The sequence below is a fragment of the Actinoalloteichus hoggarensis genome (assembly GCF_002234535.1).
Taxonomy (GTDB): Bacteria; Actinomycetota; Actinomycetes; order Mycobacteriales; family Pseudonocardiaceae; genus Actinoalloteichus_A; species Actinoalloteichus_A hoggarensis.
Window position 1 is genome coordinate 2,524,712 of the sequence record NZ_CP022521.1, and the last position, 23,498, is coordinate 2,548,209.

Here is a 23,498-nt window from a genome sequence, read left to right on the forward strand (position 1 = left end):
GGTCGGAATGCGCGCGGTCGACCCGCCGGAGGACTGGCTGTGCAAGGTGTACGACGGACACGTCCTGGTCGACCTCATCCACCGGCCGAACGAGCACCCGGTCACGGAAGGGACGCTGTGCCGGGCGGAGTCGTTGCGCATCGGGTCCGTCCAGGCCCCGGTGGTGACCGCGACCGACCTCATCACCGACAAGCTGCTGGTTCTCGGACCACACCGATGCGATCTCACCGAGACACTGCCCGTGGCACGGGCGCTGCGCGAACAGATCGACTGGGCCGAGGTCCGAGTGCGGACCCGTGACTCACCCTACGCCGAGGCCTTCCTGCTCCTGCTCGACAGACTCGCGGTGGCCGACGGCGCGACCCAGCGGAGGATGCCATGAGAGACCGGAGTTCGGACGCCAACCGGTCCGGAGCCTCGTCGGAGGCACCCCAGTACGCGGCGGAGCGCATCCGTCGGGCGCTCGCCGTCGACCCGCGAACCTCGGAGCTCGGTGTTCGCGTCACCGTCCGTGCCGCCGAGGTGTACCTGGACGGCACGGTGCCCTCCTCGGACCGCGCCGAGTCGTTGACACGGGTCGCACAGGAGGCGGCGCCGGAACTGCACGTGCACAACCAGATCCGGGTGACGGCGGCACGCGAGCCGGCGGATACGGAGGAGCTCCGGTGATCCGGGTCGCGGCCGTGGGCGACGTGCACCTCGATCCGCAGTCCGCGGGCACGCTGCGTCCCGCGCTCGTCGACGCCTGGCGGCAGGCGGACCTCCTGCTTCTCGCGGGCGACCTGACCCGGCACGGAACCCCGGAGGAGGCACGGACCGTCGCCGCCGAGTTCGCCGACCTCGGCCTGCCCGTCATCGCGGTGCTCGGCAACCACGACTACCACTCCGACCAGCAGGACGAGGTCACCGCACTGCTCGTCGAGAGCGGCATCACCGTGCTCGAGGGGGAGTCGGCGGTGCTGACCGTGGACGGCAGGCGCGTCGGAGTGGCCGGAGTGAAGGGTTTCGGCGGCGGCTTCGCCGGGAAGTGCGGCACGGCGTTCGGCGAACCGGAGATGAAGGCGTTCATCGATCACACCACGGCGATCGCCCGGCGACTGCGGCAGGCCCTCGCCGAACTCGACGTGGACGTGCGGCTCGCCTTGACGCACTACTCGCCCGTGAACGAGACGCTGCGCGGCGAGCCCTTGGAGATCTACCCGTTCCTCGGCTCCTACCACCTGGCCGAGGCGATCGACGACGCCGAGTGCGCCCTGGCCGTGCACGGCCACGCCCACTACGGCACCGAACACGGCACCACTCCCGGCGGCGTGCTGGTGCGCAACGTCGCGCAGCCCGTCCTACGAGCCGCCTACGCCGTGTACGACATCGAACCCGACGACTGAGCGGCCGGGCGCCGTGTCGTCGGGAGGCGGCCGAGGCGGTCATCCGGATCGTCCCGCCGTCGTCGGTGGAACGTCCCTCGAAGACGGAGAGACCGACGATGCCCGCCGGGTGATCCGCGACGGCACGAAGGCGACTCCGCCGCGTCGGGCCGCCGTCGTGCTGCCCCCCAGGCCGGTTCCGCCGCCGCGCGTGGCCGCCCTCGCGAGGACTCTCCGCCGGCGGAGCCGTGGTGCCGGAGGCGGGGCGTCGCCGGCCGTCGGTCCTGCCCCTGCCTGTCCGTCCGGGTCACGTCCTGCGCCGCAGCCGGCATCCGGCCGCGCTTGATCACCCGGCCCGCACCAGACACCCGCCCTCGGCTCAGCCGCCGAGCGCGGCCACGGCCTCGGATGCCAGCGACAGCTCCTCCCTGGCCCGCACCACGAGGACGGGGACGGCGGCGTCGGCCGGACTGATCGCACCGTCGTCCCGCCGGTTGCCCGCCAGCCGACCCGGCAGGCCGAGCACTCCGAGCCTCGCGCAGATCGCCGTCCGGACCTCCGGCTGATCCCAGCCGATCTCGCCTGTGAACACCAGCGCGTCGACTCGTTCCAGGCTCGTCGCGCAGGCCGCCAGCTCACGTGCTCCTCGGTGCGCGAACACGGCCAGCGCGAGTGCCGAGGCCTCGTCGCCCTCCTCGGCGGCCCGTACCAGATCCCTCGTGTCGGCCGACCGGCCGTTCGACAACCCGAGCAGACCGGACCGGTGATACAGGCCCTCGGAGAGGTCGTCCGGCGAGATCGGTTCGTCCTTCGTGAGCAGCCACAGCAGCATGCCGGGGTCGACGCTGCCGCTGCGTGTCGTCATCGCGAGCCCCTCCAACGGGGTGAAGCCCATGGACGTGTCGACGCTGCGGCCGCCGCGGACCGCGCACACCGACGCCCCGCCGCCGAGATGGGCGAGGAGCAGGTTCTCCGATCGCCCCGGCAGCAGCCTCCGCGCCTGTCGCACGGCCCAGCGATAGGACAGGCCGTGGAATCCGTAGCGGCGCAGTCCGTACCGGTCGCGCCATCGCGCGGGCAGCGCATAGGTCGCCGCCTCGGCGGGCAGACCGGCGTGGAAGGCGGTGTCCGGGCACAGCACCTGAGGCGGCTCCGGCAGGCGGTCGCGGGTGAACTCCAGCAGCCGCAGCGCCGTCGGGACATGCGAAGGGGCCAGCGGCGCGGCCTGCCACGCCGCACGCAGCACGCCGTCGTCGACGCGGACGGGCGACCGCAGCGCCGCGCCGCCGTGCACCAGGCGGTGCGCGACGACGTCGACGGGACCGGCTCCCGAGCGGTCCTGTGCGCCGAGGAGGTCGTCCAGCAGCGCATGGGTCTCCTCCCGCGAGGGCGGATGGGTGACGCCGCGCTCGGCCAACACCGTCTCGCGCTCCGCGTCCACCACGTGGACCCGCAGACTGCTGGAGCCCGCGTTCACCGTCAGCACGGTGGTCAACGTCCGTCCACCTCCTCGGCGTCAGCCGTCCGGTGTGGCGAGCCCGATGAGCTCGCGGACAGCCCCGGCGACGGCGGGCCGGGGTGGGAAGCGGTCGTCGTGTCTCCGTGTCGGGCCGGACATCGCGCGTGACGCCGTCGTCGCCGGTCGCCTGCCCGCTGTCCGCGTCCCTCGCCGTCGTCGTCTTCGCGGTGTGCGCCCTCGGTACCCGCGTCTTCGGTGCCCATGCCCTCGGTGCCCGCGGACAGTCCGGTCACGCGGGGTCGGCAGGCGGACGTTCTCCGTCGTGATCGCCGGGCGTGTCCTCGCGCTGTTCGCCGACGTCGAAGGTCAAGGCATCGCCCGAGACACTCACCCGCACGTGGCCTCCCGCGCGCAGCGATCCGTCCAACAGCCTGCCGGCCAGCGGATTGTCGACCTCGCGCTGGATCGTCCGCCGCATCGGCCGGGCGCCGAACTCCGGCTGGTGGCCGTGCTCCGAGATCAACCGCACCGCCTCGTCGGCGAACTCCACGGTGATGTCCATCTCCGCCAGCCGGTCCCGAGTGTCCTCCAGCAGCAGTTCCGTCACCTGGCGCAGCTCCGCGGGCTCCAGCCTGCGGAAGATGATGATCTCGTCGATCCGATTGATCAGTTCGGGACGGAACGACTCCCGCAGCCGGGCGTTCAACCGTTGCCGAAGATCGACGTCCTCCCCGCCCGAGCCGCGGAATCCGAGGGTGGTCGCCTTGCCGAGCAGATCCGACCCGAGATTGCTCGTCATGATCAGCACCGTGTTGCGGAAGTCGACGGTGCGGCCCTCGCTGTCGGTCAGCCGCCCGTCGTCGAGGATCTGCAGCAGCAGGTTGAACAGATCGGGATGGGCCTTCTCGATCTCGTCCAGCAGCACCAGCGAATAGGGCCTGCGCCGCACCGGCTCCGTGAGCTCGCCTGCCTCGCCGTAACCGATGTATCCGGGCGGCGCGCCGACGAGCCTGCTGATCGTGTGCCGCTCCTGGAACTCGCTCATGTCCAGTCGGATCATGCGGTCCTCGTCGCCGTACATCGCCTCGGTGAGGGCCTTGGCCAGTTCAGTCTTGCCCACGCCCGTCGGCCCGAGGAACAGCAGGCTCGCCACCGGCCGGCGTGGATCGCCGAGACCGGACCGGGAACGGCGTACCGCCTCCGCCACGGTCGACACCGCCTCGGTCTGGCCGATCACGCGCTCGTGCAGCCGGTCCTCCAGTCGCAGCAGCCGGTCACGCTCCTCCTCGGTGAGCTGACTGACCGGGACCCCGGTCGCCCTGGCGACGACCTCGGCGATGTCCTCCACACCCACCTCCGTGACGGCGGCGGGTTGCGGCGAGCGAGCCTCGGTGATGCGTTCCTGCACCGAGCGCATCTGATCTCGCAGTTGGGAGGCCTTCTCATACTGCTCCTGGGAGACGGCCTCGTCCTTGTCCCTGGCGAGCTGATCGAGCTGGTGCTCCAACCCGCGCACGTCACCGGGCGGCGTGCTGCGACGGAGTTGTCGGCGAGCCCCGGCCTGGTCGATCAGGTCGATCGCCTTGTCCGGCAGATGACGGTCGTTCATATAGCGGTCGGAGAGCGTCACCGCGGCGACCAGGGCATCGTCGGTATAGCGGACCTGGTGGTGCGCCTCGTACCTGTCACGGAGGCCGCGCAGGATCGTCACCGCGTCCTCCACGTCCGGTTCGGACACCATGATCGGCTGGAACCGGCGTTCCAACGCGGCATCCCGCTCCACGGTGTGCCGGTACTCCTCCAAGGTGGTCGCGCCGATGACGTGCAGCTCACCTCTGGCCAGGGCGGGCTTGAGCATGTTCCCCGCGTCCATCCCGCCTTCCGATCCCGCGCCCGTACCGACCATGGTGTGCAGCTCGTCGATGAAGACGATCAGCCGGTCGTCCTCGCGGATCTCCTCGATGACCTTGCGCATCCGCTCCTCGAAGTCGCCGCGGAAGCGCGTCCCGGCGACGAGCCCGGCCAGGCTCAGTTCCACGACGCGCCGCCCGGTGAGGGAGTCGGGGACCTCGCCGTCGTGAATCCGCTGGGCGAGGCCCTCCACGATCGCGGTCTTGCCGACCCCGGCCTCGCCGATGAGCACCGGATTGTTCTTCGTCCGGCGGGAGAGCACCTCGATGGTCTGTTCGATCTCGTCGGCCCGGCCGACGACGGGATCGAGCCTGCCCTGACGAGCCAGCCCCGTGAGGTCTTGGCCGAACTGATCGAGCGTCGGCGTCGGACTCGGCGTCGCGGTGGCGGTGGCCGACGTGGACGCCGAGGAGCCGGTCGGCGCGCCGCGCCCGTCGGCGCGTCCCTCGGCGGCCGACCGGAGGGCCTCCGGGGTGATGCGCGCCGCCGAGAGGAGCCTGCCCGCACCGGACTCCGGGTTGGCGGCCAGCGCCAGCAGCAGATGCTCCGGTCCGATATAGGACGACCCGAGCCCCCTGGAGAGTTGGAAGGAGTCCAGCAGCGCCCGTTTCGCGGCGGGCGTGAGCATCGGTGCAGCCTCCCGATGCCTGCCCGGCGGAGTCTGCTCGTCGATCCGGGCCGCCAGCTGGTCCGGGTCGGTGCCCGCCCGGCTGAGCAGTTCCCGAGTCGCGTCGGCACGAGTGGCGGCCCAGAGGAGCTGTTCGGCGTCGAGGTCGTCGCGGCCTCGATCCGCGGTGTGCTGAGCGGCCGCGACGACCATCGCGCGCGCCTGCTCGCTCATCAGCCGGGTGAAGTCGACTCGGCGTACACCGTGGCGAGGGTCGGTGGAGCCGAAGAACCGGGCGAGGAACTCCTCGAAGGGATTAGCGTCGAAGCCGCCAGGATCGCCGAGACCGGTCATGGTCAGCTCACTCTCCCGTGGGTCGCGTGGGTCAGCGCTCGTCATGCCAGCCGGGGAGTACCACGGGCCGAATCAGCCGAAACGACGCCGCTCGCCGCCCGTCGCCGACGCGGCGAGCACGGATTCGCCCACTTCGCCCGGTGAGTCGCTCCATCGGGTTATCGGCGGGTCGATCCGGGTAGCCGGTAGCCGTACGCACGAGAACTTCGGACATAAGGAGGGGCGATGGTTCAGTCTCACGGAGCTCATGCTTCGGTCGCGAGCCCGTCCATGCCCGCGATACAGACGACGGCGCGCATCGTCGGTGCCGTCTTCCTGTTGCTCGGGATCCTGGGATTCATTCCCGGCATCACCACCGACTACGGCCTGATGCAGTTCGCGGGCTACGAGTCGCAGGCCATGCTGTTCGGCGTGTTCCAGGTGTCGATCCTGCACAACATCATTCACATTCTGCTCGGTGTGATCGGGCTGTCCATGGCGAGGTCCGGAGTGGCCGCCAAGTCCTTCCTGATCGGCGGAGGCGTGGTCCTGTTGGCCTTGGCCCTCTACGGGACGATCGTCGGACAGACGAGCACGGCCAACATCTTCCCGACCAACGGTGCGGACAACTGGCTGCACCTGCTCACCGGTCTGGGCATGATCCTGCTCGGCATGCTGCCCGCGGGAGCCGATGAGCGGACGTCGGAACGGGAGCATCGCGGCCGGACCTCCGCGGGTGACACCGCCGGTGGTCGGGCGGCTCCCGGCAACACGCCGCGGGGCCAGGCCTACGGGCACTGAGCCCCGGGGACACGTATCGGGTGCGGTCGATCGGATGTCGGATCCGGCGGCCGCACCTTCGTCGTCCGGTCGGGCGACGCTCCGGTCGGGACCGTCGCTCGGTCGCCGTGGAGCCGCGGCGAGCCGGGGAACCGGGAGACGGGGAATCACCGAGTCGCCGTCGCCGTGTGCCGTCTCCCTGCGGCGGCGGGTGCGAGACATTCACATGATGTTCGCCTGAACGAGCTACCTCCGCCGGAGGTACGACCGGTGTAGTGGTGGGGCGCACGGGGTAGGACGGAGAGGATGTCGAGCGCCCACGCGGGGAGGACATGACGGTGGAACAGTGGATCGAGGCGCGGGAGATGCGTGAGGGTACTTACGCCGTGGTGATGCACCGGACGCAGCGAACCACCCACCACCTGGTGGTGTACAGCGCGACGTTCCCGGCCCGGATGGGGCTCTCCGACGCGGACGGGCGCAGACTCGTCGAGGCCGCCGTCGGCCTGCTGGCCGATCGTGGTGACGAGGTGGAACACGATCTCGATCTCGACTGGATGGCGCACTCCGACGCCGACTTCCTGGCCGGGCTGCGAGAACGGCTCGTGGGATCGGCGACGATCTGAGCCTCCGTTCCGACTTCTCGAACCCCGGCTTCGCCGCCGGGGCGGTGCTCACGCCATCCAGACCCGCACGCCGGGTCCCGGACGACTTCGCATCCCGGGCGGCCCGCCGCCGCGGCCGAGACGGCCCCCGTCGCTGGAGCGACGGGGGCCGTGCCGGTGCGGGGCGGCGGGTGGTCAGCCCCCGTGGTCGCGCCGACCCAGGTGGAAGCGGCCGTGGTGGTGTGCCGCGCTCGGGCCGTGCCGATGGTGGTGCCGGCGGGCGGGTGACCGCGGGTGCGGACGCCCTGTCGACGGCCGCTGACGGTGCTCCGACCGCTCGTGCTGGTGCGGTGCCCGTCCCGTCGTCCGGCGGCGACCTCCCGCGTGCCTCTCGGAGTCACGGCCGTCGGCCTCGTGCCGGAAGGACCGCTGCTGCTCGCCCTGAAGCGCGCTGAGCACCTCGATGGCGCCGGTGAGCACCGGAACCGCCCACTGCACCGCCCGCAGGCGTTGTTGCAGGGTGATCAGCTCCGGATCGACGTGATCGCCCGCGCCGCGCGCGGGTGCCGGCTGATCGGTCATCGAGTCGAGCGTGCGCACCAGCCGACGCGCGTAGACGGTCGCGGCGAGTGCCGCACCGGTCAGCACCGTCTTCGCGATGCTCGCGGCGGCGACGCCGTTCTGCTGTCTGATCCGCTCGCGGTTGGCCTTGGTCAGTGCGAGCCCGCCGATCAGATGCGCACCGATCGCGGCCGCGCTCACGGGGCTCCAGCTCCGCCAGCCCGCCGCCGCGATCCGGCTGCGCTCGGCGGCGGAGGAACTCTCCTCCGATGCTCCGGTGAGGCCGACCGCTCCCATCAGCGAGCCGCCGAACCAGACGGCCAGCCCCAGATCGTGCACAGCGCGGACGACGGTGTTCCGATGAGACATGAGCTACCTCCCGGCCGGTGTCATGGGCAAGGGGATACCCACGGACGCGGTGCTCATACGGGGCTGCCCCGGTCGGGCCACCATCGACGGGGACCGACCGCCCGGCGCGTTCTCGGAACGACCCGACCGTGTCGACGCGGAGGCGAGGCGCGTGTGTCGGGCGTCCCGCGGTTCAGTCTCGGGCAGGGGTCGTCTCCGCCGTCCGGTGTCCGCCTGGGGACTGATCGTTCGGTTCGACCGCCTGCTCCACGGTCGTGTCGCCGCCGACGGCGGTCCCCGCTTCGGTGGTCCCGGCCTCGGCGCTGATCGTCTCGGCGTCCGTGTCAGCAGACGCGGGTCGGTCGGGCGCCGGGGTCGGTCGCGTGAGGCGGATCAGGGTGGGGACGATCGTCGCGAACGCCACGACGTGCATCAGTCCGAGGACCGTCAGCGTGGGCACGTCGATCCCGCTCAGACCGGCGGGCGGCTCGTCGACCAGGCCGATCACCGCCAGCGGGATGAACGACGCCACGAGGACGACGACGGCGACGACCGTGAAGGTGTGCACGGGCCGGGAGTTCCAACGATGCAGTGCGCTCAAGACGAGCGCCGCACCGACCGCGGCCAGCACGCTGACGACGATGGGCGGCATGAGCCGCAGCGGCAGCAGCGCGGGATCGACGTCGATCACCAGCGTCGCGCCGAGCCGTAGCAGTGAGTTGCCCAGCGCGGCGAGGAGGCCGGCGATCGCCAGCGCGAACGGCATCCTGCTCAGGACGAGCTGTTCACGATCGACCAGTGGTGCGGAAGAGGTCCCGACGGGCATGTCCACTCCAATGAATGAATGACGAAACAGCGGTACACCTCGATCAACTCAAATACCATAGTCGAGATGTCGATAATGCTCCACAATGGGACTCGTTAATAGTCGAGAATTATTCGTGTATTTCGGAAGCGGGCGAGGAGTTCGTCGGCGTCGCCCACGATGTGTCGCTCGGCACGAGCGGCGAGACGTCGATCGGTCCGGTACAAGTGGCGGCGGAGGAGCCGGTCGGGAGTTCGGCGGCTTCGCGACGCGGGCGTCTCCGACGAGTCGGTCTGACGGCAGACGGACGGCGACACCGAGCGGACAAGACCGGCGGGTCAACGGCCGCGAACCAAGGCGCTGTCACTGACGGCGACCCGCTGACAGCGAGTCGCCGAGGCCGATGCGGCGAGGCCGACCCGGTGGACTCGGTGCCCCCGGCGCGCCGGAATCCGGCGGGGTCGACGCGGTGAAATCGAGTCCGGTGAACACGAATCCGGCGGTGGTCGGGAACGTGATGTCGTGATCTCGGCAGGGGCGATCTCGTCCTCCTGCTGAGCACCGGCCTGCGGGCGGGGCCCTCGGCGCCGGGCCGGCGGGCGGCCGGTGCACGGCCCGCGCAGGTATGGCGGCCGATGACGCCGCCGACCTGCCCGGGCCGCTCCGTGGTCAGCCGCCGGTCGCGAGACCGACGTCGTCGGCCGAGTCCTGTTGTGCGGCCAGCAGGGCCTTATACCAGTGGAAGGACGCTCGGGGCGTCCGCTCCTGCGTCTCGTAGTCGACCCGCACGATGCCGAAGCGGGGACCGTAGCCGTGGGCCCACTCGAAGTTGTCGAGCAGCGACCAGAGGAAGTAGCCACGCACGTCGATGCCCTCGGCCATGACGTCCCGCAGGACGGCGAGATGCTCGGCCAGGAAGTCGATCCGTTCGACGTCCTGCGGCGCGGCGGTCCGTGCGCTCTCGGCGTCCCCTGCCCCCGCCGTCGAGGCCGCGGCCGACTCCTCGGGATCGGGATAGGCACAGCCGTTCTCGGTGAGGTAGATCGGCGGCAGGGTGCCGTGCCGGGCGCGCAGCCCGGTCAGCACCTCACGCAGGCCCGCGGGCTCGACCGGCCAGCCCAACCCGGTGCGTCGAACTCCCGCGGGCCGGTGCGTGCGGTCGGACCCGAGATCGTCGGCGGTGCGTGCCGCGGGTTCCGGCTCGTCGTGCGGGGCGTCGGAGACGTGGATCCGGTAGTAGTAGTTGAGCCCGAGGAAGTCCAACGGCGCGCCGATCAGCGCGAGGTCCTCCGCACGGCGGAAGGAGAAGTCGGACACGCCGGCGAAGATCTCGGTGAGCTCCGGTGGGTGCCCCGCCCCCAGCACCGGGTCGCTGAACTGGTGGTTGAGCACACAGTCCAGCCGGGCGGCCGCGGCCGCGTCGGCGGGGGAGTCCGATACGGGGACCACGGGCGAGCGGTTCAGGGTGATGCCGAGACGGTCGCCGGGTCTGGCCTGCGCGCGCAGCGCCGCCACCGTCAGGCCGTGACCGAGCAGCAGATGGTAGGCGGCGGCGAGCGCGCCGTCGCCCTCGCTGGCGCCGGGGGCGTGTCGACCCTGGGCGTAACCCGCCATCGACGACGGATAGGGCTCGTTCAGGGTGATCCAGTTCTCGACGAGGTCGCCGAGTTCGTCGTGCAGGAGCGCCGCGTAGTCGGCGAAACGCAGCGCGGTCTCCCGCGTCCGCCAGCCGCCGGTCTCCTCGAGCGCCTGCGGCAGATCCCAGTGGTACATCGTGACGAAGGGGGAGATGCCTCGCTCGCGCACCCCGCCGAGCAGCCGCCGATAGAACTCGATCCCGGCCCGGTTGGCCGGTCCCCGACCGGTCGGCTGGATGCGCGGCCATGCGATGGACAGCCGGTAGGCGTCCACGCCGAGATCGTCGAGCAGCGCGACGTCCTGCGGCCAGCGATGGTAGTGATCGCAGGCCGGATCGCCGCTCTCGCCCCGGGTCACCGCGCCGGGACGGCGGCTGAACACGTCCCAGATCGAGTCGCCCCGGCCGTCCTCGTCCACCGCGCCCTCGATCTGATACGAGGACGTCGCCACTCCCCAGACGAAGGAGGGCGGAAAGCGCAGCGCCGGGTCGGGCTGGCGGGCGGGTGCTGGTGTGGGCACGGGGGGGCTCCTGATCGCCTGGGTTGCGGTGTCGTCCTGTTCCGCCGCCCATGATCTCTGCGGAGCGGCGTGATCGACAAGGGGCCCTGCTGCCGTCGGTCGTTCTGCCCCGGACGGCAGGCGGCCCCCGGAGTGGCTCCCACGCCTACGAGGGCGCGGGGCCGAGCCGGACTGAGCTCGGCACTCCGAGGGCCGGGTGACTACCTGGTATTCACCGACCGTGTCCCGTCGCGCACCCCCGGTGTGTGGCCGGGGGACGGCGCGTCGGCCGTCGGCGTTCGTACACCGATCGGGCGGCCTAGCGGGCAGCCACCTCACGAGTCCTGCTGGTATTCAACGCTGGACCACCTCCTCTCTCGTGTGCCACGAACATAGGCGCGGTGTCGAGGACCCCGCAACGGATTTATCGGTGTCTCGCCCTCGGCGAACACAGCGGCGGGTCGTGCTCAGGCGGGGTGGTCGGCAGGCGGCCGGACGGAGTGCGACCCAGCCTGGCACCGCCGAGGCGGGCAGCCGGGCCTGAGGGCTCCCGGGACGGCCCTCGGCTCAGCCCACCCGGGCGCCGAGCCCGGCCAGCGCGGCACCCACGGTGCGCAGGACGGCGACCGTCTCGGCGTGGGTCTGGTGCGGGCTCTCGACCTCGCCCGCCCGCACCCGCAGGCAGACCTCTCGGAGCTGGTAGGTGTATCCGGCGCCGTCGAGTTCCAGGCGGTGGACCACCGGTTCCGCGCCGTGGACGGTCACCGTCATCTCGGTGGGCCGGAAGAACGGATCTGTCAGGTCGACGCGGCCGAGGGTTCCCGACACGCAGGCGCGGGCGTGCAGCGAGGCGGTCAGCGACGACCGCAGCATCGCGTGCGCCCCCGCCGGGTAGCGCAGCAGCAGGCCGCTCTCGGCGTCGACGCCGTTGGGTGCCAGCGAACCGTGCACCTCGATCCCGGTGGGCTCGCCGAGCAGCATGTGCGCGAACGACACCGGATAGACGCCGAGATCCAGCAGCGCGCCGCCACCCTGCGCCGCGTCCCAGAGACGGGCTGTCGGGTCGTAGGGGACCGCGAAGCCGAAGTCGGCGGAGACCGTGCGGACGTCGCCGATGACCCCGTCGGAGACGAGGTCGCGTAACCGTCGGATCAGCGGGTTGAATCGCGTCCACATGGCCTCCATGAGGAAGCGCCCCCGCTCCCGGGCGAGGTCGACCAGCTCTCGGGCCTGCTCGGCGGTCACGGTGAACGCCTTCTCGCACAGCACGTGCTTGTCGGCGAGGAGCGCGGCCGCCGCCACCTCGTGGTGCGCGGCATGCGGCGTGGCGATGTAGACGACGTCGACGTCCGGATCGGCCAGCAGCAGGCGGTAGTCCGCGTAGGCACGCGGAATGCGATGTCGTGCGGCGAACTCCTCGGCGCGTGTCTGCGTACGAGAGGAGACGGCGAGCACCTCGATCTCGGTCACCCGATGCAGGTCCTCGACCACCGTCGCGGCGATGGCGCCCGTCGAGACGATTCCCCAGCGCAGTGGTGCATCCCTGTCGTTCACTGCGTCAGGCTAGCGCGATCTTCACTCGATGGGGGTGCAGTCTGGGACGACGCTCGGCCCGCGCAACGCAAGAGCGGACCGGCCGGCCGGGTGGCGGCGACGCCTGCCGCACTCGACATGCGCGCCGCACCCCGATGCGATATTACTCATCGTTCATCATAAGTGACTATCGGTGACGATGTGGTGGCTGTCGTCTCCGGGTCGGCCCGATCCGCGCCGTCGACGACGGCGCCGAGGCGACTCGGCTCGACCAGGGTCGTCGAACCGCCGTCCTCGTCGGCAGACGGGCACGGCGTCGACCCGCCGCGTCGTCACCGTCTTCCCGTACTGGAGAGATCATGCTCGCCTGGTTTGTTCGTTCGGTCGCTCAGGGCGACACCCATCTCGCGTCGGCGACGTGGAACGGGTTGGCCCGTGTGCGACCGGTGTGCGATCCGGATCGGCCTTTCTACCCCGCCAATGCCTTCGGCGTGGAGATCCTCGACTGCTACTACGACGATCAGCGCTGTTCGCACTGCCTGGCCGTGGCGTTCTCGCCCTCGCCCGCCCGGAGGCCACTCGCCGTGGTGCGCTGAGCGCGACGGCCCCGCGTCCTCTCCGGCCGAGTCGATCTCCGGATCGCTCGGCACGGCGTGGGGCCTCGCGGCCAGACTCGGAGAGTCGCCGTGCCGGTCGCGCGACCGGACCCGTCTGGTCGCTCGGCCCGCCCAGGCCTTCGATCCTGTCCGGCACCGGGCGGCGGCTCCCTCGGGCGGCTCATCCCTCGGGCAGCGCCTCCCACGGGCGACGCGCCTCCGCGGCACGTGCGCGCGTCGGTCATCCTGGCACCGCTCCCGTCGTCGACGTGCGGTCCCGCCCTCCGTCCCAGGGGAACGCCCGGCGCCTCGCGTCAGCCGTCGAGCCGGGCAGCCCAGCGGATGCCGCCGAGCAGATGCGCAAGGAACTCCGGATCGGCGTACGCCTCCGATGAGTGTCCGAGGGCGGTGTACCAGGACCGGCCGCCGTGCGGTTCGTGGCACCAGGCGATGGGGTGGTCCCCCATGGCCTGCGGACCCGGCTCGTACCGTGCCTCGTCGACGGAGAGCAGGACGCGGACGTCCTGCCGCGGGCTGGCGTCGAAGTTGTACCACTCGTCGGTCCGATCCCAGGTCGGGCCGAGGTGCGCGGTCGACGGATGCGCCCGATCCTCCACCTCGGCCGGGACTCGCTGGATCTCCGGGTGGTCGACGAAACGGGCGCCGACCAGATCACGGTAGAACGGCCAGTCCTTGTCCGAGGTGCTCGCCCCGTGCACTCCGACGAAGCCGCCGCCCGCGCGGACCCACTTCTCCAACTCGGCCCGGCCCGCGGCGTCCGTCGACGTCCCGCTGGTGCTCAGGAAGACCACCACCGTCTGCGCGGCCACCTCGGCGGTCAGGACGTCCGGGTCCTCGGTGGCCGTCACCACGAAACCGTGGTCCCGGCCGAGTCCGCTGATCGCGGCCACCCCGGCCGGGATCGACTCGTGCCGAAACGCCGTCGTCCGCGAGTACACCAGCATCGAGGGGCGGTTCTTCGACTCGCTCATCGAACTCCTTCGCCGCGTCGCGCCCGCCGTCTCCCGGCGACCCGAACGCCGTCGTTCGGGTCGGGGCGGCGGGCCTGTTCGAGCCGTGGACCGCCGGGCGGCCGACGAGCGGGCCGTCCGATCCGTGACGACCGAGTCCGCCCGCACGGTCGACGACTCCTTGGAAGGTCACGAGGGTAGCGGTGCGCCGTGTGCGCCGTGTGCCGGCCGCCCGCCGGCGGGCGCGGCGATCGTGCCTTCGGCCGGCCGGGGTCGTGCCACTCGGTGACACGCCGCTCGACTGCGGCGGGCCGTCACCGATCAGGGCAGGGTGAGGATGCATGGGCCGTCGTCGGTCACGGCGACGGTGTGCTCGACATGGGCTGCCCGGCTCCCGTCGACGGTGCGCACGGTCCACCCGTCGTCGTCCGTCCGGCAGGCATCGCGTCCGCCCGCCGTGAACATCGGCTCGATGGCCAGTACCAGTCCGTGGCGCAGGGTGACACCCCGGCCCGCCCTGCCGTCGTTGGGCAGCGCGGGGCCTTCGTGCAGCGCGCGTCCGATGCCGTGACCGCCGAAGTCCGCGGGTATCCCATAGCCCGCGGCCCGGCCGACGGCGCCGATCGCATGGGAGACGTCACCGAGGCGCGCGCCGACCACGGCGGCGGCGATGCCTGCCTCGAGCGCGGCGGCGGTGGTGTCGATGAGTCGGAGATCGTCGTCGGCGGCCGAGCCGATCACGATGCTGATCGCGGCGTCGCCGTGCCAGCCGTCCAGCTCGGCGCCGCAGTCGATGCTCAGGAGGTCGCCGTCGCGCAGCCGGTAACCGTCGGGGATGCCGTGCACGACGGCGTCGTTGACCGAGGTGCACAGCACACCGGTGAAGGGTGTCGGAGCGAACACCGGCTGGTAGTGCAGGAACGACGGTCGAGCTCCGGCGGCCTTCATCGCCTCGTGGGCGAGGTCGTCCAGTTCTCGCAGCGAGACGCCGATCTTCGCGGCGGCTCGTACCTCGACGAGGGCGCGGCCGACAACCCGCCCCGCCTCGCGCATCGCCGCCAGCTCGCTGTCCTTCTTGATCTCGACCACGACCCGCTCCTCATCACGGTGCCCAATACTTATACCGGTATTCTTATCACGGTAGGGTGGTGTCGCGAACCTCCGGGGGCGGCGTGAACCGGCGCGCGGAACTCGCCCGCGCCTCGATCGAATCGGCCGTCCGGGTGGAGATGTGGCCGGAAAGGGCCTTCGACGAGGCCGATCATCCCCGTCGCGACGTCATCGGGGGTTTGATACCGCCATCGACTAGGACGGCACGGCTCTCGTCGTGACAGTGCGGCGGAGCGGACGCGACGCACCTCAGGACGCCCCGTGCCCGGCGCGCATGAGCTCGGATCGACTCCCCGCGAGGCGCAGGAAGAAAGGACAACACTCGATGTTGAGACGTTCTCTGGTTGGGGCCGTCGGCGTGGTCGCCGTGCTGGCCGCCGGCTGCGGCTCGTCGGCGGGCGAAGGCGACCAGGTGACCCTGCGCTTCGGATACTGGGGCAACGACGACCGAGCCCAGGCGACCAATGAGGCCATCGCGCTGTTCGAGGAGCGCAATCCGGACATCACCGTCGAGGCCTCCTTCTCGTCCTTCGAGTCCTATTTCCAGAAGCTGGCGACCGAGACCGCGGGGCGCAACGCCCCCGACGTCATCCAGATGGACTACCGCTATCTGCGGGAGTACGGCGACCGAGGAGCGCTCGCCGACCTGGCCTCCGGTGAGGCGGCCACCGAGCTGAGCACGGACGGGATCTCCGCCGAGCTGCTGTCCTCCGGTCAGCTGGACGGTCAGCTCCTCGGCGTCCCGATGAGCCAGAACACCCAGATCCTCTTCTACGACACCGAGATCTTCGACTCGGTCGGCGTCACGCCGGAGGACGGCTGGACCTGGGACGAGTTCGAGGCGGCCTCCTCCGCCATCAGCGCCTTGGACGAGGGACAGGTCTTCGGCACCGCGGACTTCGGCATGGCCATCGACTGGTTCGAGGTGTGGCTCGGCCAGCAGGGCGGCGAGCTCTACACCGCCGAGGGCACGCTCGGCTACGGCGTCGAGGAGGTCGTCGAGTACTGGGAGCTGGCGGACCGCTTCCGGGAGTCCGGCGCGTCCACCCCGGCCGACATCGGCACCGGGGCCGACGGCTCCATCGCCACCAGCCCGATGGGCAAGAACCGCGCGGCCTCCGAGTTCGGCTACGACAGCGGCCTGACCTCCTACACCCAGACTCTCGGCGAGCAGATCAGCGTCGCACCCTTCCCGAGTGACGGGGACGACCTCGGGCAGTACGCCAAGCCCAGCATGCTGGCCTCGGTGTTCTCCGGTTCGGAGCACCAGGCGGAGGCCGCCAGGTTCATCGACTTCATGATCAACGACCCCGACGCGGGCGAGATCCTGGGCACGACTCGGGGAATGCCTGCCAACGACGAGGTGCGCTCGGCGATCAGCGGCTCCCTGGAGGGCGCCGAGCTCGTGGCGTACGAGTTCGAGGAGGCCATCGCCGACCGGCTCGTGGCCGCGCCCGCCCCGCCGCCGCCCGGTGAGGGCGCCATCAAGCGGGACTTCCAGCGCATCAACGACGAGATCGCCTTCGGTCGCCTCAGCGTGCAGGAGGGTGCCGAGCAGTTCATCGCGGGGGCCGAGCAGCAGCTCTCCTGACCGGCGCTCACGCCGGCCGCACGACTCGCAGGCTCCTCGGCGGCGCCGCCACCGCACCACGGTGGCGGCGCCGCCGTCCGTCTGCGTCCTCGCTGTGCGTCCCGCCCGCTCGCTCCCCGCGCTGCGGCCAGAGGTCGGATGGATGGCCGGAGGGGGTCAGCGCCGTTGTCGGCGCGCCGCTCCGGTGGATACGGTGCGTCGAATCTCGTTTCCCCCGACCGATGATGGTTAGCGTGAACGTGATCGTGGGGTTGTGCGGCCAGGTCGTCGGCGCCGGAGCCGAAGCCGCAGATCCTGCTCCACGCCGCAGTCTGAGCTCAGTCATCGGACCTGTGCCGGTTCCCGAGAACGGAGACCACGAATGAGCTCCCGATCCACCGCCCGAACCGACTGGTTCACCGAGGCCCGCTTCGGGTTGTTCGTGCACTGGGGCCTCTACTCGCTGGCGGCTCGACACGAATGGGTGAAGCTGCGCGAGCGTCTCGGCGACGAGCACTACGATCGGTACGTCGAGCAGTTCCGGGCCGACCGGTACGACCCGAGGCAGTGGGCCGCCGACGCCAAGGCCGCCGGGATGCGGTACGCGGTGCTCACCAGCAAGCATCACGAAGGCTTCTGCCTGTGGGACTCCGCCCTGACCGAGTACAAGGCCACCGCCACCCCTGCGGCCAGAGACGTGCTCGCCGAGTTCGTCGACGCCTTCCGTGCCGAGGGGCTGCGGGTCGGCTTCTACTACTCGCTGATCGACTGGCACCACCCGGACTACCCGCTCGACTGGATGCACCCGGCGTGGCGAAGCGGTGTGGAGCCCGGCGGAGATCTGCCGAGCTACGTCGACTACCTGCACGGACAGGTGCGCGAGCTGATCACCGACCATCGGCCCGACATCCTGTGGTTCGACTTCTCCTTCCCCGAGTTCCCGCCTGAGGAGGGCGCACCGGGTAAGGGACGCGACGACTGGCAGTCGGCTCGGCTGGTCGAGATGATCCGCGAGCTGGATCCCGACGTGCTGCTCAACGACCGGCTCGACCTGCCCGGCAGCGCCGACTTCCGCACGCCCGAGGAGATGGAGCCGCACGTCGACCTGCGATCGGGCGAGCACAGCGTGCCGTGGGAGGCATGCCGGACGCTCAACGGATCATGGGGATACGCGCCGTCGTTCCAGCAGTGGCTGGACGCGGGACAGGTGTTGCGTCTCCTTGTCGACGGCGTCGCGAAGAACGGGAATCTGCTGCTCAACATCGGGCCCACCGGCAGGGGGGAGTTCGAGCCTCGGGCAAGGGAACTGCTGGCCGAGGTGGGCGAGTGGATGCGGCTGCACGGCGACTCCGTGCACGGCGCCGGGGCGAGCACCGTGGCCGCGCCGGCGGACTGTCGGATGACTCAGGCGGGGGACCGGGTGTTCGTGCACCTGTTCGCCTGGCCCGCGGGGCGACTCGTCATCGAGGGGTTGGCGGGCAGACTGCGCTACGCCTCCTTCCTGCACGACGGGGCGGAGGTGCCGTTCACGGAGGTGCGCGGCTGGACCGCCGACGTGCCGCACCGCGTCGCGCCGGGGCCGGAAGGCTCCGTGGTGCTCACCCTGCCCGCCCGGCGACCGGACTCAGCCGTCCCCGTCATCGAGCTGAGCCTGCGTTCGTAGCCAGCTTTCGACGCCGGCGACGTGCATCGTCATCGCGGCGGACGCCAGATCGGCTCGGCCCGCGCCGATGGCGTCCAGGATGGCGCGGTGCTCGGCGATCGTGCGCCGCACCGCTCCGTTCTCGGTCAGCCCGCGCCAGATCCTGGCGCGTTGGGTGCGGCTGGACACCGTCTCGATCAAGGAGACCAGCACCTCGTTGCCGCTGACCGCCGCGACCCGCCGATGGAATTCCAGGTCGTTGGCCAGCAGCTCGTCGACGGACGGCTGCTCGCCGAGATCGTCGAGCAGCGCCGCGAGATCGGCGATCTGCGCCTCGGTGGCCGACTGTGCGGCCAGTGAGGCCGCCGCGGACTCGAGGATGCGGCGCACCTCGAAGAACTGGAGCAGGCTGTCGTCGCGGTGCAGGTCGACGATGAAGCCCATGGCCTCCAGCAGCACCGAGGGTTCCAGGCTCGTCACGTAGGTGCCGTCGCCCTGACGGACGTCCAGCACACGGATGAGCGAGAGCGCTCGGACCGCCTCGCGCAGCGAGTTGCGCGACAGTCCCAGTCGGTCGGCCAGATCGGCCTCCCTCGGCAGCCGGTCGCCGGGGCGCAGTTCACCGGAGACGATCATGCCGCGGATCTTGGTGATGGCCGTGTCGGTCAGCGACACCTGTCGTTCCTCCGAGGTGCGGTGGGGGTGCGCTGGAGCGTACGGCAGCGGCCCGCCGCGGCGACACGGGCGGCGGGCCGGCCGTCGCGGCAGGCCGCGGGGCCGCCGGAGCCGTGTCGACCGAGGTCGTCCCCGGCGGCGGCCCATCCGGCGACACGGCGCCCCGGCGGCTCGGCGGCTCGGCGGGACAGGACGAGACCGGCATCGTCTCGGCTGATCGGCCGAACGGTCTACTCCCGACCATCAGACTTGATACATCCGATTAATTGCCGCTATCGGCCAGCGTCCCTGAGATGACATGGACTTTTTCTCGATCAACCTTGACCATACATCCTATGTGTTGCCCCGCTCGACGAGGAGTGGGCGTGATGGTGAGGAGACGGTGTGGACAGACGAGGGAGACGGACCGCCCGGTCCGCCGCGGTCGGGCTGGCGGTCGCGCTGGCCGCCGCGACACTCGGCGGCACGACGGTCGCGACCGCGCAGAACGAACCAGACTGGGTCCCGGTCGAACGGCAGTCCTACGGCGTCGAGCCCCAGCTCGACCGCGGAGTCGTCGCACTGAATCAGGGTGAGGGCAATGTCTACGTCGGGTGGCGCCTGCTGGAGTCCGACCGCGAGAACGTCGGCTTCCACGTCTTCCGGGAGACCGACGGCCGCAAGACGAAGCTGAACCGGGCGCCGCTGCGGGACAGCACCAACTTCGTCGACGAGACCGCCGACCTGACCAAGGAGAACACCTACACGGTCAAGCCGGTCGGCAACGGAACCCCCGACGATCGAGGCACGAGCTACACACTCGGCGCGAACAGCGCGGACCAGAGCTATCTGGCGTTCGACCTCGCCGACGACATCGACCAGACCGCGCGGCACATCGCCACCGGGGACCTGGACGGTGACGGAGACATGGACTTCGTCATCAAGCGCGGCAACCAGAACATCGATCCGTCCCGGAGCGAGACGCCCACCGACACCTACAAGCTCGAGGGCTACACCAACGAGGGCGAGTTCCTCTGGCGCCGCGATCTCGGCGTCAACCTGCGTACCGGCATCTGGTACACGCCCTATGTGGTGGCCGACCTGAACGGCGACGGCAAGGCCGAGGTCGCCTACAAGTCCAGCGAGGTGGACGAGGACCTCGACGGCGACGGACGCACCGATTATCGCGGCGCCTCGAACTGGCGGGTCTACGAGGGCCCGGAGTACGTCGAGATCCTGGAGGGCGCCACCGGTGAGACCATCGCCCGCGAGGACTGGATCTCTCGGGGCGAGCCCGGGGAATGGGGCGACGAGAAGGGCAATCGGTCCGAGCGCCACCAGCTCGCGATCGCCTATCTCGACGGGGAGAAGCCGAGCCTGATCGTCATGCGCGGCACCTACGCGCAGATGAAGGCCGAGGCCTGGGACTTCCACGGTGACGAGCCGGAGATGCTCTGGAGCTGGACCCGCCCCCGCGACGAGAACGGGCGCTACGCCGAGGGCATGGGCTTCCACAACGTCCGCACCGGTGACGTGGACGGCGACGGGCGAGACGAGCTGATCAACGGCAGCGTCGCCATCGACGACGACGGAACCACGATGTGGATCACCGGCGAGGGTCACGGCGACCGGCTGCACATGACCGACATCGACCCCACCCGCCCCGGCCTGGAGATCTTCTACGTTCAGGAGGTCAACAGCCACTACGAACACCCCATCCACCTGCGTGACGCCGCCACCGGCGAGTTGATCTGGGGTATCGAGGGGGAGAAGTGGGACGACGTCGGTCGAGGCTCGGCCGCCGACATCGACCCGACCCAGCCCGGGCTCGAGGTCTGGTCCGGCCGACCCGACCCGACCGGTGCCACGGTGATCGAGCCGCCGACCGACAAGCTGTACAACGCCCAGGGCGACGTCATCGGCACGCGGCCGTACAGCGTCAACTACGGCATCTGGTGGGACGGCGACCTGCTGCGTGAGTCGTTGGACGGCGTGTACATCGACAAGTGGGACTACGAGAACGAGGAGTTGGTGAACCTGCTGACGGCCGAGGCCGACCCGGCCAGCGGCACCGAGCGGTACTCCGTCCTCGGCTACGGCGACGTGATCGGCGACTGGCGCGAGGAGGTCTTCTACGTGCACGACCGGTCCGAGATCAGGATCTACAGCACCACGATCCCCACCGAGTACCGGTTCCCGACGTTCCTCCAGGACAAGGACTACCGGTCCAGCCTCGCCAGCGAGGCCTCCGGCTACATGCAGTCCACCCAGCCCGGCTTCTACTTCGGAGCCGAGTCGGCGCCGAAGCGGTGACACCGCCTCGGTGAGCGGAGTCGACGGCGCGGCGGTGCGACGTCGGATGCTGAAACGGCGGCCTCGTCACGGTGCTCGGTCACCGGGCGGGGCCGTCGTCTCGGCTCCGGGCCACGCTCTTCGACCGGCTCGGCGCAGGCGACGCCCCGGCGACGGGGCTTCCGACCGCGTCTCCGCACGGCCGTGGCCGAGGCCTTCGGCGCGGAATCCCACGGGATACGCGGAGCCGCACGGGATGACCCGAACGGCCGGGTCGGTGGAGGCCCGACGTCCCTCCAGGACTGACGAAGGAGACGACGGAGAGCGGACCGGCCGCCGACCGCCCCGCCACGAGTTCCCGCGGCGGGCGAGGGCGGTGCCCGGCCTGCGGCGGCGATCAGGGATGACGTGCTCGAGGCGGCGACACGGCCACGCCGTCGCCGGCTCGCGTGTGCGGGTGGACCCGTCGCATGACCACGGCTCGCGACCACTCGGCCCGTCGGGCAGCGACTCGCGGCCGCGTCACGGGGCGCGGACGTCGAGCGGCAGGCGACTGCCCCCGAAAGGACGACTGTCTCGGCCGGTGACGACGTCGAGCAGCATCGAGGGAGTCGGGACGGGCCGTGCACTCCGCGACTCCGCGGCCGGCTCGGCGGCACGGTGGCGGCCGCCGCCGCGGCGTCTCCCGGGCACGGCGTCCTCGAGTACGGCCTGGCCGAGGGGGCGGCTATCTCGGTGGCCATGCCCTACCAGGGCGGCCAGACCGACTCGGCCGTCGAACGCTCCGCGCGTCCGGGCGGGCGGGGCCCGCGGCGGCGCCGTGACTCGGCCCGGGTACCGCCCATGCCGTGACGACATCGCCGGACGCACGGAGAGACGCTCGTCGTGCGGTCCACACGCGCCCGGCGAAGACGTGCCGTCCGACCGGCCGGAACCCTCGCCCGCGGGCCGGGCAGCGGCGATACATCGGATGTCCGCTTGTGGACCGGTGGCTCGCGAACGGGATGACGACCTTCACCGGAGACCGCGCAGCCGCTAACCTGCGAGGGCGGCGCCGAGGAGCACACGAACGGCGACCCGGGGGCGGCCGTGCTGACACGTCGTCGAGGCGGCTGCCGTGCTCGCACCGTCGGGTCGAGACTTCCGGCAGGACGACCGATCGGGATGACACCGCCGAGACCTCGCCGGTAGACGAAAGGTAGGAGCTCATGTCCACCGCTTCCCCGTCCGACGGTTCGCTCACGGGTCTGCGAGCCCTGGTGACCGGCGGCGCATCCGGTATCGGGCTCGCCACCGCGCAGACGCTGCTCGCCGGGGGCGCGCAGGTCGCCTGCCTCGATCTCGACCCGGCAGGTGTGACGGAGCCGCTGATCGGCATTCGGTGTGACGTCGCCGATGACGACGGGGTGCCCGCCGCGGTCGCCGAGGCGGCGAAGCGGCTCGGCGGCCTCGACATCCTCGTCAACAACGCGGGAATCGGTGCTCAGGGCACGATCGAGGACGGCGAGCTGGACCAGTGGCGCACGGTGTTCGACGTGAACCTGCTCGGCATCGTCCGAGTGACCAGGGCCGCTCTGCCATGGCTGCGTCGCTCCACGACCGCGGCGATCGTCAACACCTGTTCCATCGCCGCGACGGCGGGGCTGCCCCGCCGAGCGCTGTACAGCGCCAGCAAGGGCGCCGTGTCGTCGCTGACCCTCGCGATGGCCGCCGACCATGCAGCGGAGGGAATCCGGGTCAACTGTGTCAATCCGGGCACCGTGGACACGCCCTGGGTGCAGCGGCTGCTCGCCGCCGCGGCGGCCCCGGACGTCGAGCGCGAGGCGCTGCGCAGGCGACAGCCGATCGGCAGGCTCGTGTCGGCGCAGGAGGTCGCCGCCGCGATCGCCTATCTCGCGAGCCCCGCGGCGGGTGCGACCACGGGGACGGCGCTGGCCGTCGACGGCGGCATGCAGGGCCTGCGGCTGCCGCCCCCGCCGCGCTGACGCTCCGCCAGGGCGTCGCCGGGCTCGCCGAAGCTCGGATCGACGGGCCGCCCGTGAGCGCGGTCGCTCGGCGTTGTGGCCGTGGGTGTGAGGGAGACCCGCTCGTCTGCGTGGTGTGGCCGAAGGTTCGGCAGGCAGCACGAGGTGCGTCCCTCGTTTCGGTCGGCGGGCGCACCGCGCCCAGCGGCCGGCGGCCGGCGCGGGGCGGCCGCTCCTCGGCGGAACCGGCGCCGTCT

At 71.1% G+C, this 23,498-nt stretch carries 19 protein-coding genes; 10 read left to right on the top strand and 9 right to left on the bottom strand.

Annotated elements, in window-relative coordinates; translation table 11 throughout:
* Nucleotides 1–7 precede the first annotated feature (7 nt).
* Genes AHOG_RS30325 through AHOG_RS11125 form a run of 3 tightly spaced genes read left to right on the top strand, consistent with a single transcriptional unit; the run spans nucleotide 8 to nucleotide 1,385 of the window.
* Nucleotides 8–382 (top strand): hypothetical protein, encoded by a 375-nt coding sequence (locus AHOG_RS30325; protein WP_311770130.1) that lies wholly within the window; start codon nucleotides 8–10, stop codon nucleotides 380–382.
* Nucleotides 379–669, top strand: coding sequence for a BON domain-containing protein (locus tag AHOG_RS11120; RefSeq protein ID WP_093941296.1), 291 nt, complete (start codon nucleotides 379–381; stop codon nucleotides 667–669). Before AHOG_RS30325 ends, AHOG_RS11120 begins: the two co-directional genes overlap by 4 nt.
* Nucleotides 666–1,385: a metallophosphoesterase family protein gene (locus AHOG_RS11125; RefSeq protein WP_093941297.1), complete on the top strand. Its 720-nt coding sequence runs from the start codon at nucleotides 666–668 to the stop codon at nucleotides 1,383–1,385. Before AHOG_RS11120 ends, AHOG_RS11125 begins: the two co-directional genes overlap by 4 nt.
* 358 nt (nucleotides 1,386–1,743) lie before the next feature.
* Here the strand turns inward: AHOG_RS11125 and AHOG_RS11130 are convergent, their stop codons facing one another.
* Nucleotides 1,744–2,850 (bottom strand): acetate/propionate family kinase, encoded by a 1,107-nt coding sequence (locus AHOG_RS11130; RefSeq protein ID WP_311770133.1) that lies wholly within the window; start codon nucleotides 2,848–2,850, stop codon nucleotides 1,744–1,746.
* A gap of 262 nt (nucleotides 2,851–3,112) precedes the next feature.
* Complete coding sequence (locus AHOG_RS11140; protein WP_093941300.1) at nucleotides 3,113–5,695, bottom strand: ATP-dependent Clp protease ATP-binding subunit; 2,583 nt, start codon at nucleotides 5,693–5,695, stop codon at nucleotides 3,113–3,115.
* A gap of 225 nt (nucleotides 5,696–5,920) precedes the next feature.
* On the opposite strand from AHOG_RS11140, the gene AHOG_RS11145 reads away from it, so the two are divergent.
* Together AHOG_RS11145 and AHOG_RS11150 are read left to right on the top strand one after the other, a co-directional pair.
* The gene (locus AHOG_RS11145) at nucleotides 5,921–6,475 is read left to right on the top strand and encodes a DUF4383 domain-containing protein (RefSeq protein WP_093941301.1); all 555 of its coding nucleotides are present in this window, start codon (nucleotides 5,921–5,923) and stop codon (nucleotides 6,473–6,475) included.
* A 311-nt stretch (nucleotides 6,476–6,786) separates the two neighbouring features.
* Complete coding sequence (locus AHOG_RS11150; protein ID WP_093941302.1) at nucleotides 6,787–7,080, top strand: hypothetical protein; 294 nt, start codon at nucleotides 6,787–6,789, stop codon at nucleotides 7,078–7,080.
* 174 nt (nucleotides 7,081–7,254) lie between these two features.
* Here the strand turns inward: AHOG_RS11150 and AHOG_RS11155 are convergent, their stop codons facing one another.
* The 4 genes from AHOG_RS11155 to AHOG_RS11170 form a co-directional block, all read right to left on the bottom strand.
* A complete protein-coding gene (locus AHOG_RS11155; RefSeq protein ID WP_184450847.1) occupies nucleotides 7,255–7,989 on the bottom strand; it encodes a hypothetical protein in 735 nt (244 codons plus the stop codon).
* Nucleotides 7,990–8,161: 172 nt separating this feature from the next.
* The gene (locus AHOG_RS11160; RefSeq protein WP_157736765.1) at nucleotides 8,162–8,794 is read right to left on the bottom strand and encodes a DUF6069 family protein; all 633 of its coding nucleotides are present in this window, start codon (nucleotides 8,792–8,794) and stop codon (nucleotides 8,162–8,164) included.
* Between the two features lie 648 nt (nucleotides 8,795–9,442).
* Complete coding sequence (locus AHOG_RS11165; RefSeq protein WP_245856694.1) at nucleotides 9,443–10,930, bottom strand: GH1 family beta-glucosidase; 1,488 nt, start codon at nucleotides 10,928–10,930, stop codon at nucleotides 9,443–9,445.
* A 546-nt stretch (nucleotides 10,931–11,476) separates the two neighbouring features.
* A complete protein-coding gene (locus tag AHOG_RS11170; RefSeq protein WP_093941304.1) occupies nucleotides 11,477–12,463 on the bottom strand; it encodes a Gfo/Idh/MocA family protein in 987 nt (328 codons plus the stop codon).
* A gap of 338 nt (nucleotides 12,464–12,801) precedes the next feature.
* Here AHOG_RS11170 and AHOG_RS11175 point away from each other — a divergent pair, with 338 nt between their 5' ends.
* A complete protein-coding gene (locus AHOG_RS11175; protein ID WP_093941305.1) occupies nucleotides 12,802–13,038 on the top strand; it encodes a hypothetical protein in 237 nt (78 codons plus the stop codon).
* A 314-nt stretch (nucleotides 13,039–13,352) separates the two neighbouring features.
* On the opposite strand, the gene AHOG_RS11180 is transcribed toward AHOG_RS11175, so the two are convergent.
* Both AHOG_RS11180 and map read right to left on the bottom strand, forming a co-directional pair.
* Nucleotides 13,353–14,030, bottom strand: a complete 678-nt coding sequence (locus AHOG_RS11180; RefSeq protein WP_093941306.1) for a ThuA domain-containing protein — start codon at nucleotides 14,028–14,030, stop codon at nucleotides 13,353–13,355.
* A gap of 300 nt (nucleotides 14,031–14,330) precedes the next feature.
* On the bottom strand, nucleotides 14,331–15,098 hold the full coding sequence (gene map / locus AHOG_RS11190; protein ID WP_093941308.1) for a type I methionyl aminopeptidase: 768 nt from the start codon (nucleotides 15,096–15,098) through the stop codon (nucleotides 14,331–14,333).
* A 346-nt stretch (nucleotides 15,099–15,444) separates the two neighbouring features.
* Here map and AHOG_RS11195 point away from each other — a divergent pair, with 346 nt between their 5' ends.
* Both AHOG_RS11195 and AHOG_RS11200 read left to right on the top strand, forming a co-directional pair.
* Nucleotides 15,445–16,710: an ABC transporter substrate-binding protein gene (locus tag AHOG_RS11195; protein WP_093941309.1), complete on the top strand. Its 1,266-nt coding sequence runs from the start codon at nucleotides 15,445–15,447 to the stop codon at nucleotides 16,708–16,710.
* A 361-nt stretch (nucleotides 16,711–17,071) separates the two neighbouring features.
* On the top strand, nucleotides 17,072–18,352 hold the full coding sequence (locus tag AHOG_RS11200) for an alpha-L-fucosidase (RefSeq protein ID WP_093941310.1): 1,281 nt from the start codon (nucleotides 17,072–17,074) through the stop codon (nucleotides 18,350–18,352).
* Here AHOG_RS11200 and AHOG_RS11205 read toward each other — a convergent pair.
* On the bottom strand, nucleotides 18,314–19,006 hold the full coding sequence (locus tag AHOG_RS11205; RefSeq protein ID WP_093941311.1) for a FadR/GntR family transcriptional regulator: 693 nt from the start codon (nucleotides 19,004–19,006) through the stop codon (nucleotides 18,314–18,316). The genes AHOG_RS11200 and AHOG_RS11205 overlap by 39 nt on opposite strands.
* A gap of 384 nt (nucleotides 19,007–19,390) precedes the next feature.
* On the opposite strand from AHOG_RS11205, the gene AHOG_RS11210 reads away from it, so the two are divergent.
* Nucleotides 19,391–21,298, top strand: a complete 1,908-nt coding sequence (locus tag AHOG_RS11210; RefSeq protein ID WP_093941312.1) for a rhamnogalacturonan lyase family protein — start codon at nucleotides 19,391–19,393, stop codon at nucleotides 21,296–21,298.
* Nucleotides 21,299–22,485: 1,187 nt separating this feature from the next.
* Complete coding sequence (locus AHOG_RS11220; protein WP_093941314.1) at nucleotides 22,486–23,262, top strand: SDR family NAD(P)-dependent oxidoreductase; 777 nt, start codon at nucleotides 22,486–22,488, stop codon at nucleotides 23,260–23,262.
* Nucleotides 23,263–23,498 lie beyond the last annotated feature (236 nt).

Coding starts and splice junctions, on each gene's coding strand:
- AHOG_RS30325 (WP_311770130.1), top strand. CDS start 8: ATGCGCGCGGTCGACCCGCCGGAGGACTGGCTGTGCAAGGTGTACGAC.
- AHOG_RS11120 (WP_093941296.1), top strand. CDS start 379: ATGAGAGACCGGAGTTCGGACGCCAACCGGTCCGGAGCCTCGTCGGAG.
- AHOG_RS11140 (WP_093941300.1), bottom strand. CDS start 5,695: ATGACCGGTCTCGGCGATCCTGGCGGCTTCGACGCTAATCCCTTCGAG.
- AHOG_RS11145 (WP_093941301.1), top strand. CDS start 5,921: ATGGTTCAGTCTCACGGAGCTCATGCTTCGGTCGCGAGCCCGTCCATG.
- AHOG_RS11150 (WP_093941302.1), top strand. CDS start 6,787: ATGACGGTGGAACAGTGGATCGAGGCGCGGGAGATGCGTGAGGGTACT.
- AHOG_RS11155 (WP_184450847.1), bottom strand. CDS start 7,989: ATGTCTCATCGGAACACCGTCGTCCGCGCTGTGCACGATCTGGGGCTG.
- AHOG_RS11160 (WP_157736765.1), bottom strand. CDS start 8,794: ATGCCCGTCGGGACCTCTTCCGCACCACTGGTCGATCGTGAACAGCTC.
- AHOG_RS11175 (WP_093941305.1), top strand. CDS start 12,802: ATGCTCGCCTGGTTTGTTCGTTCGGTCGCTCAGGGCGACACCCATCTC.
- AHOG_RS11180 (WP_093941306.1), bottom strand. CDS start 14,030: ATGAGCGAGTCGAAGAACCGCCCCTCGATGCTGGTGTACTCGCGGACG.
- AHOG_RS11195 (WP_093941309.1), top strand. CDS start 15,445: ATGTTGAGACGTTCTCTGGTTGGGGCCGTCGGCGTGGTCGCCGTGCTG.
- AHOG_RS11200 (WP_093941310.1), top strand. CDS start 17,072: ATGAGCTCCCGATCCACCGCCCGAACCGACTGGTTCACCGAGGCCCGC.
- AHOG_RS11220 (WP_093941314.1), top strand. CDS start 22,486: ATGTCCACCGCTTCCCCGTCCGACGGTTCGCTCACGGGTCTGCGAGCC.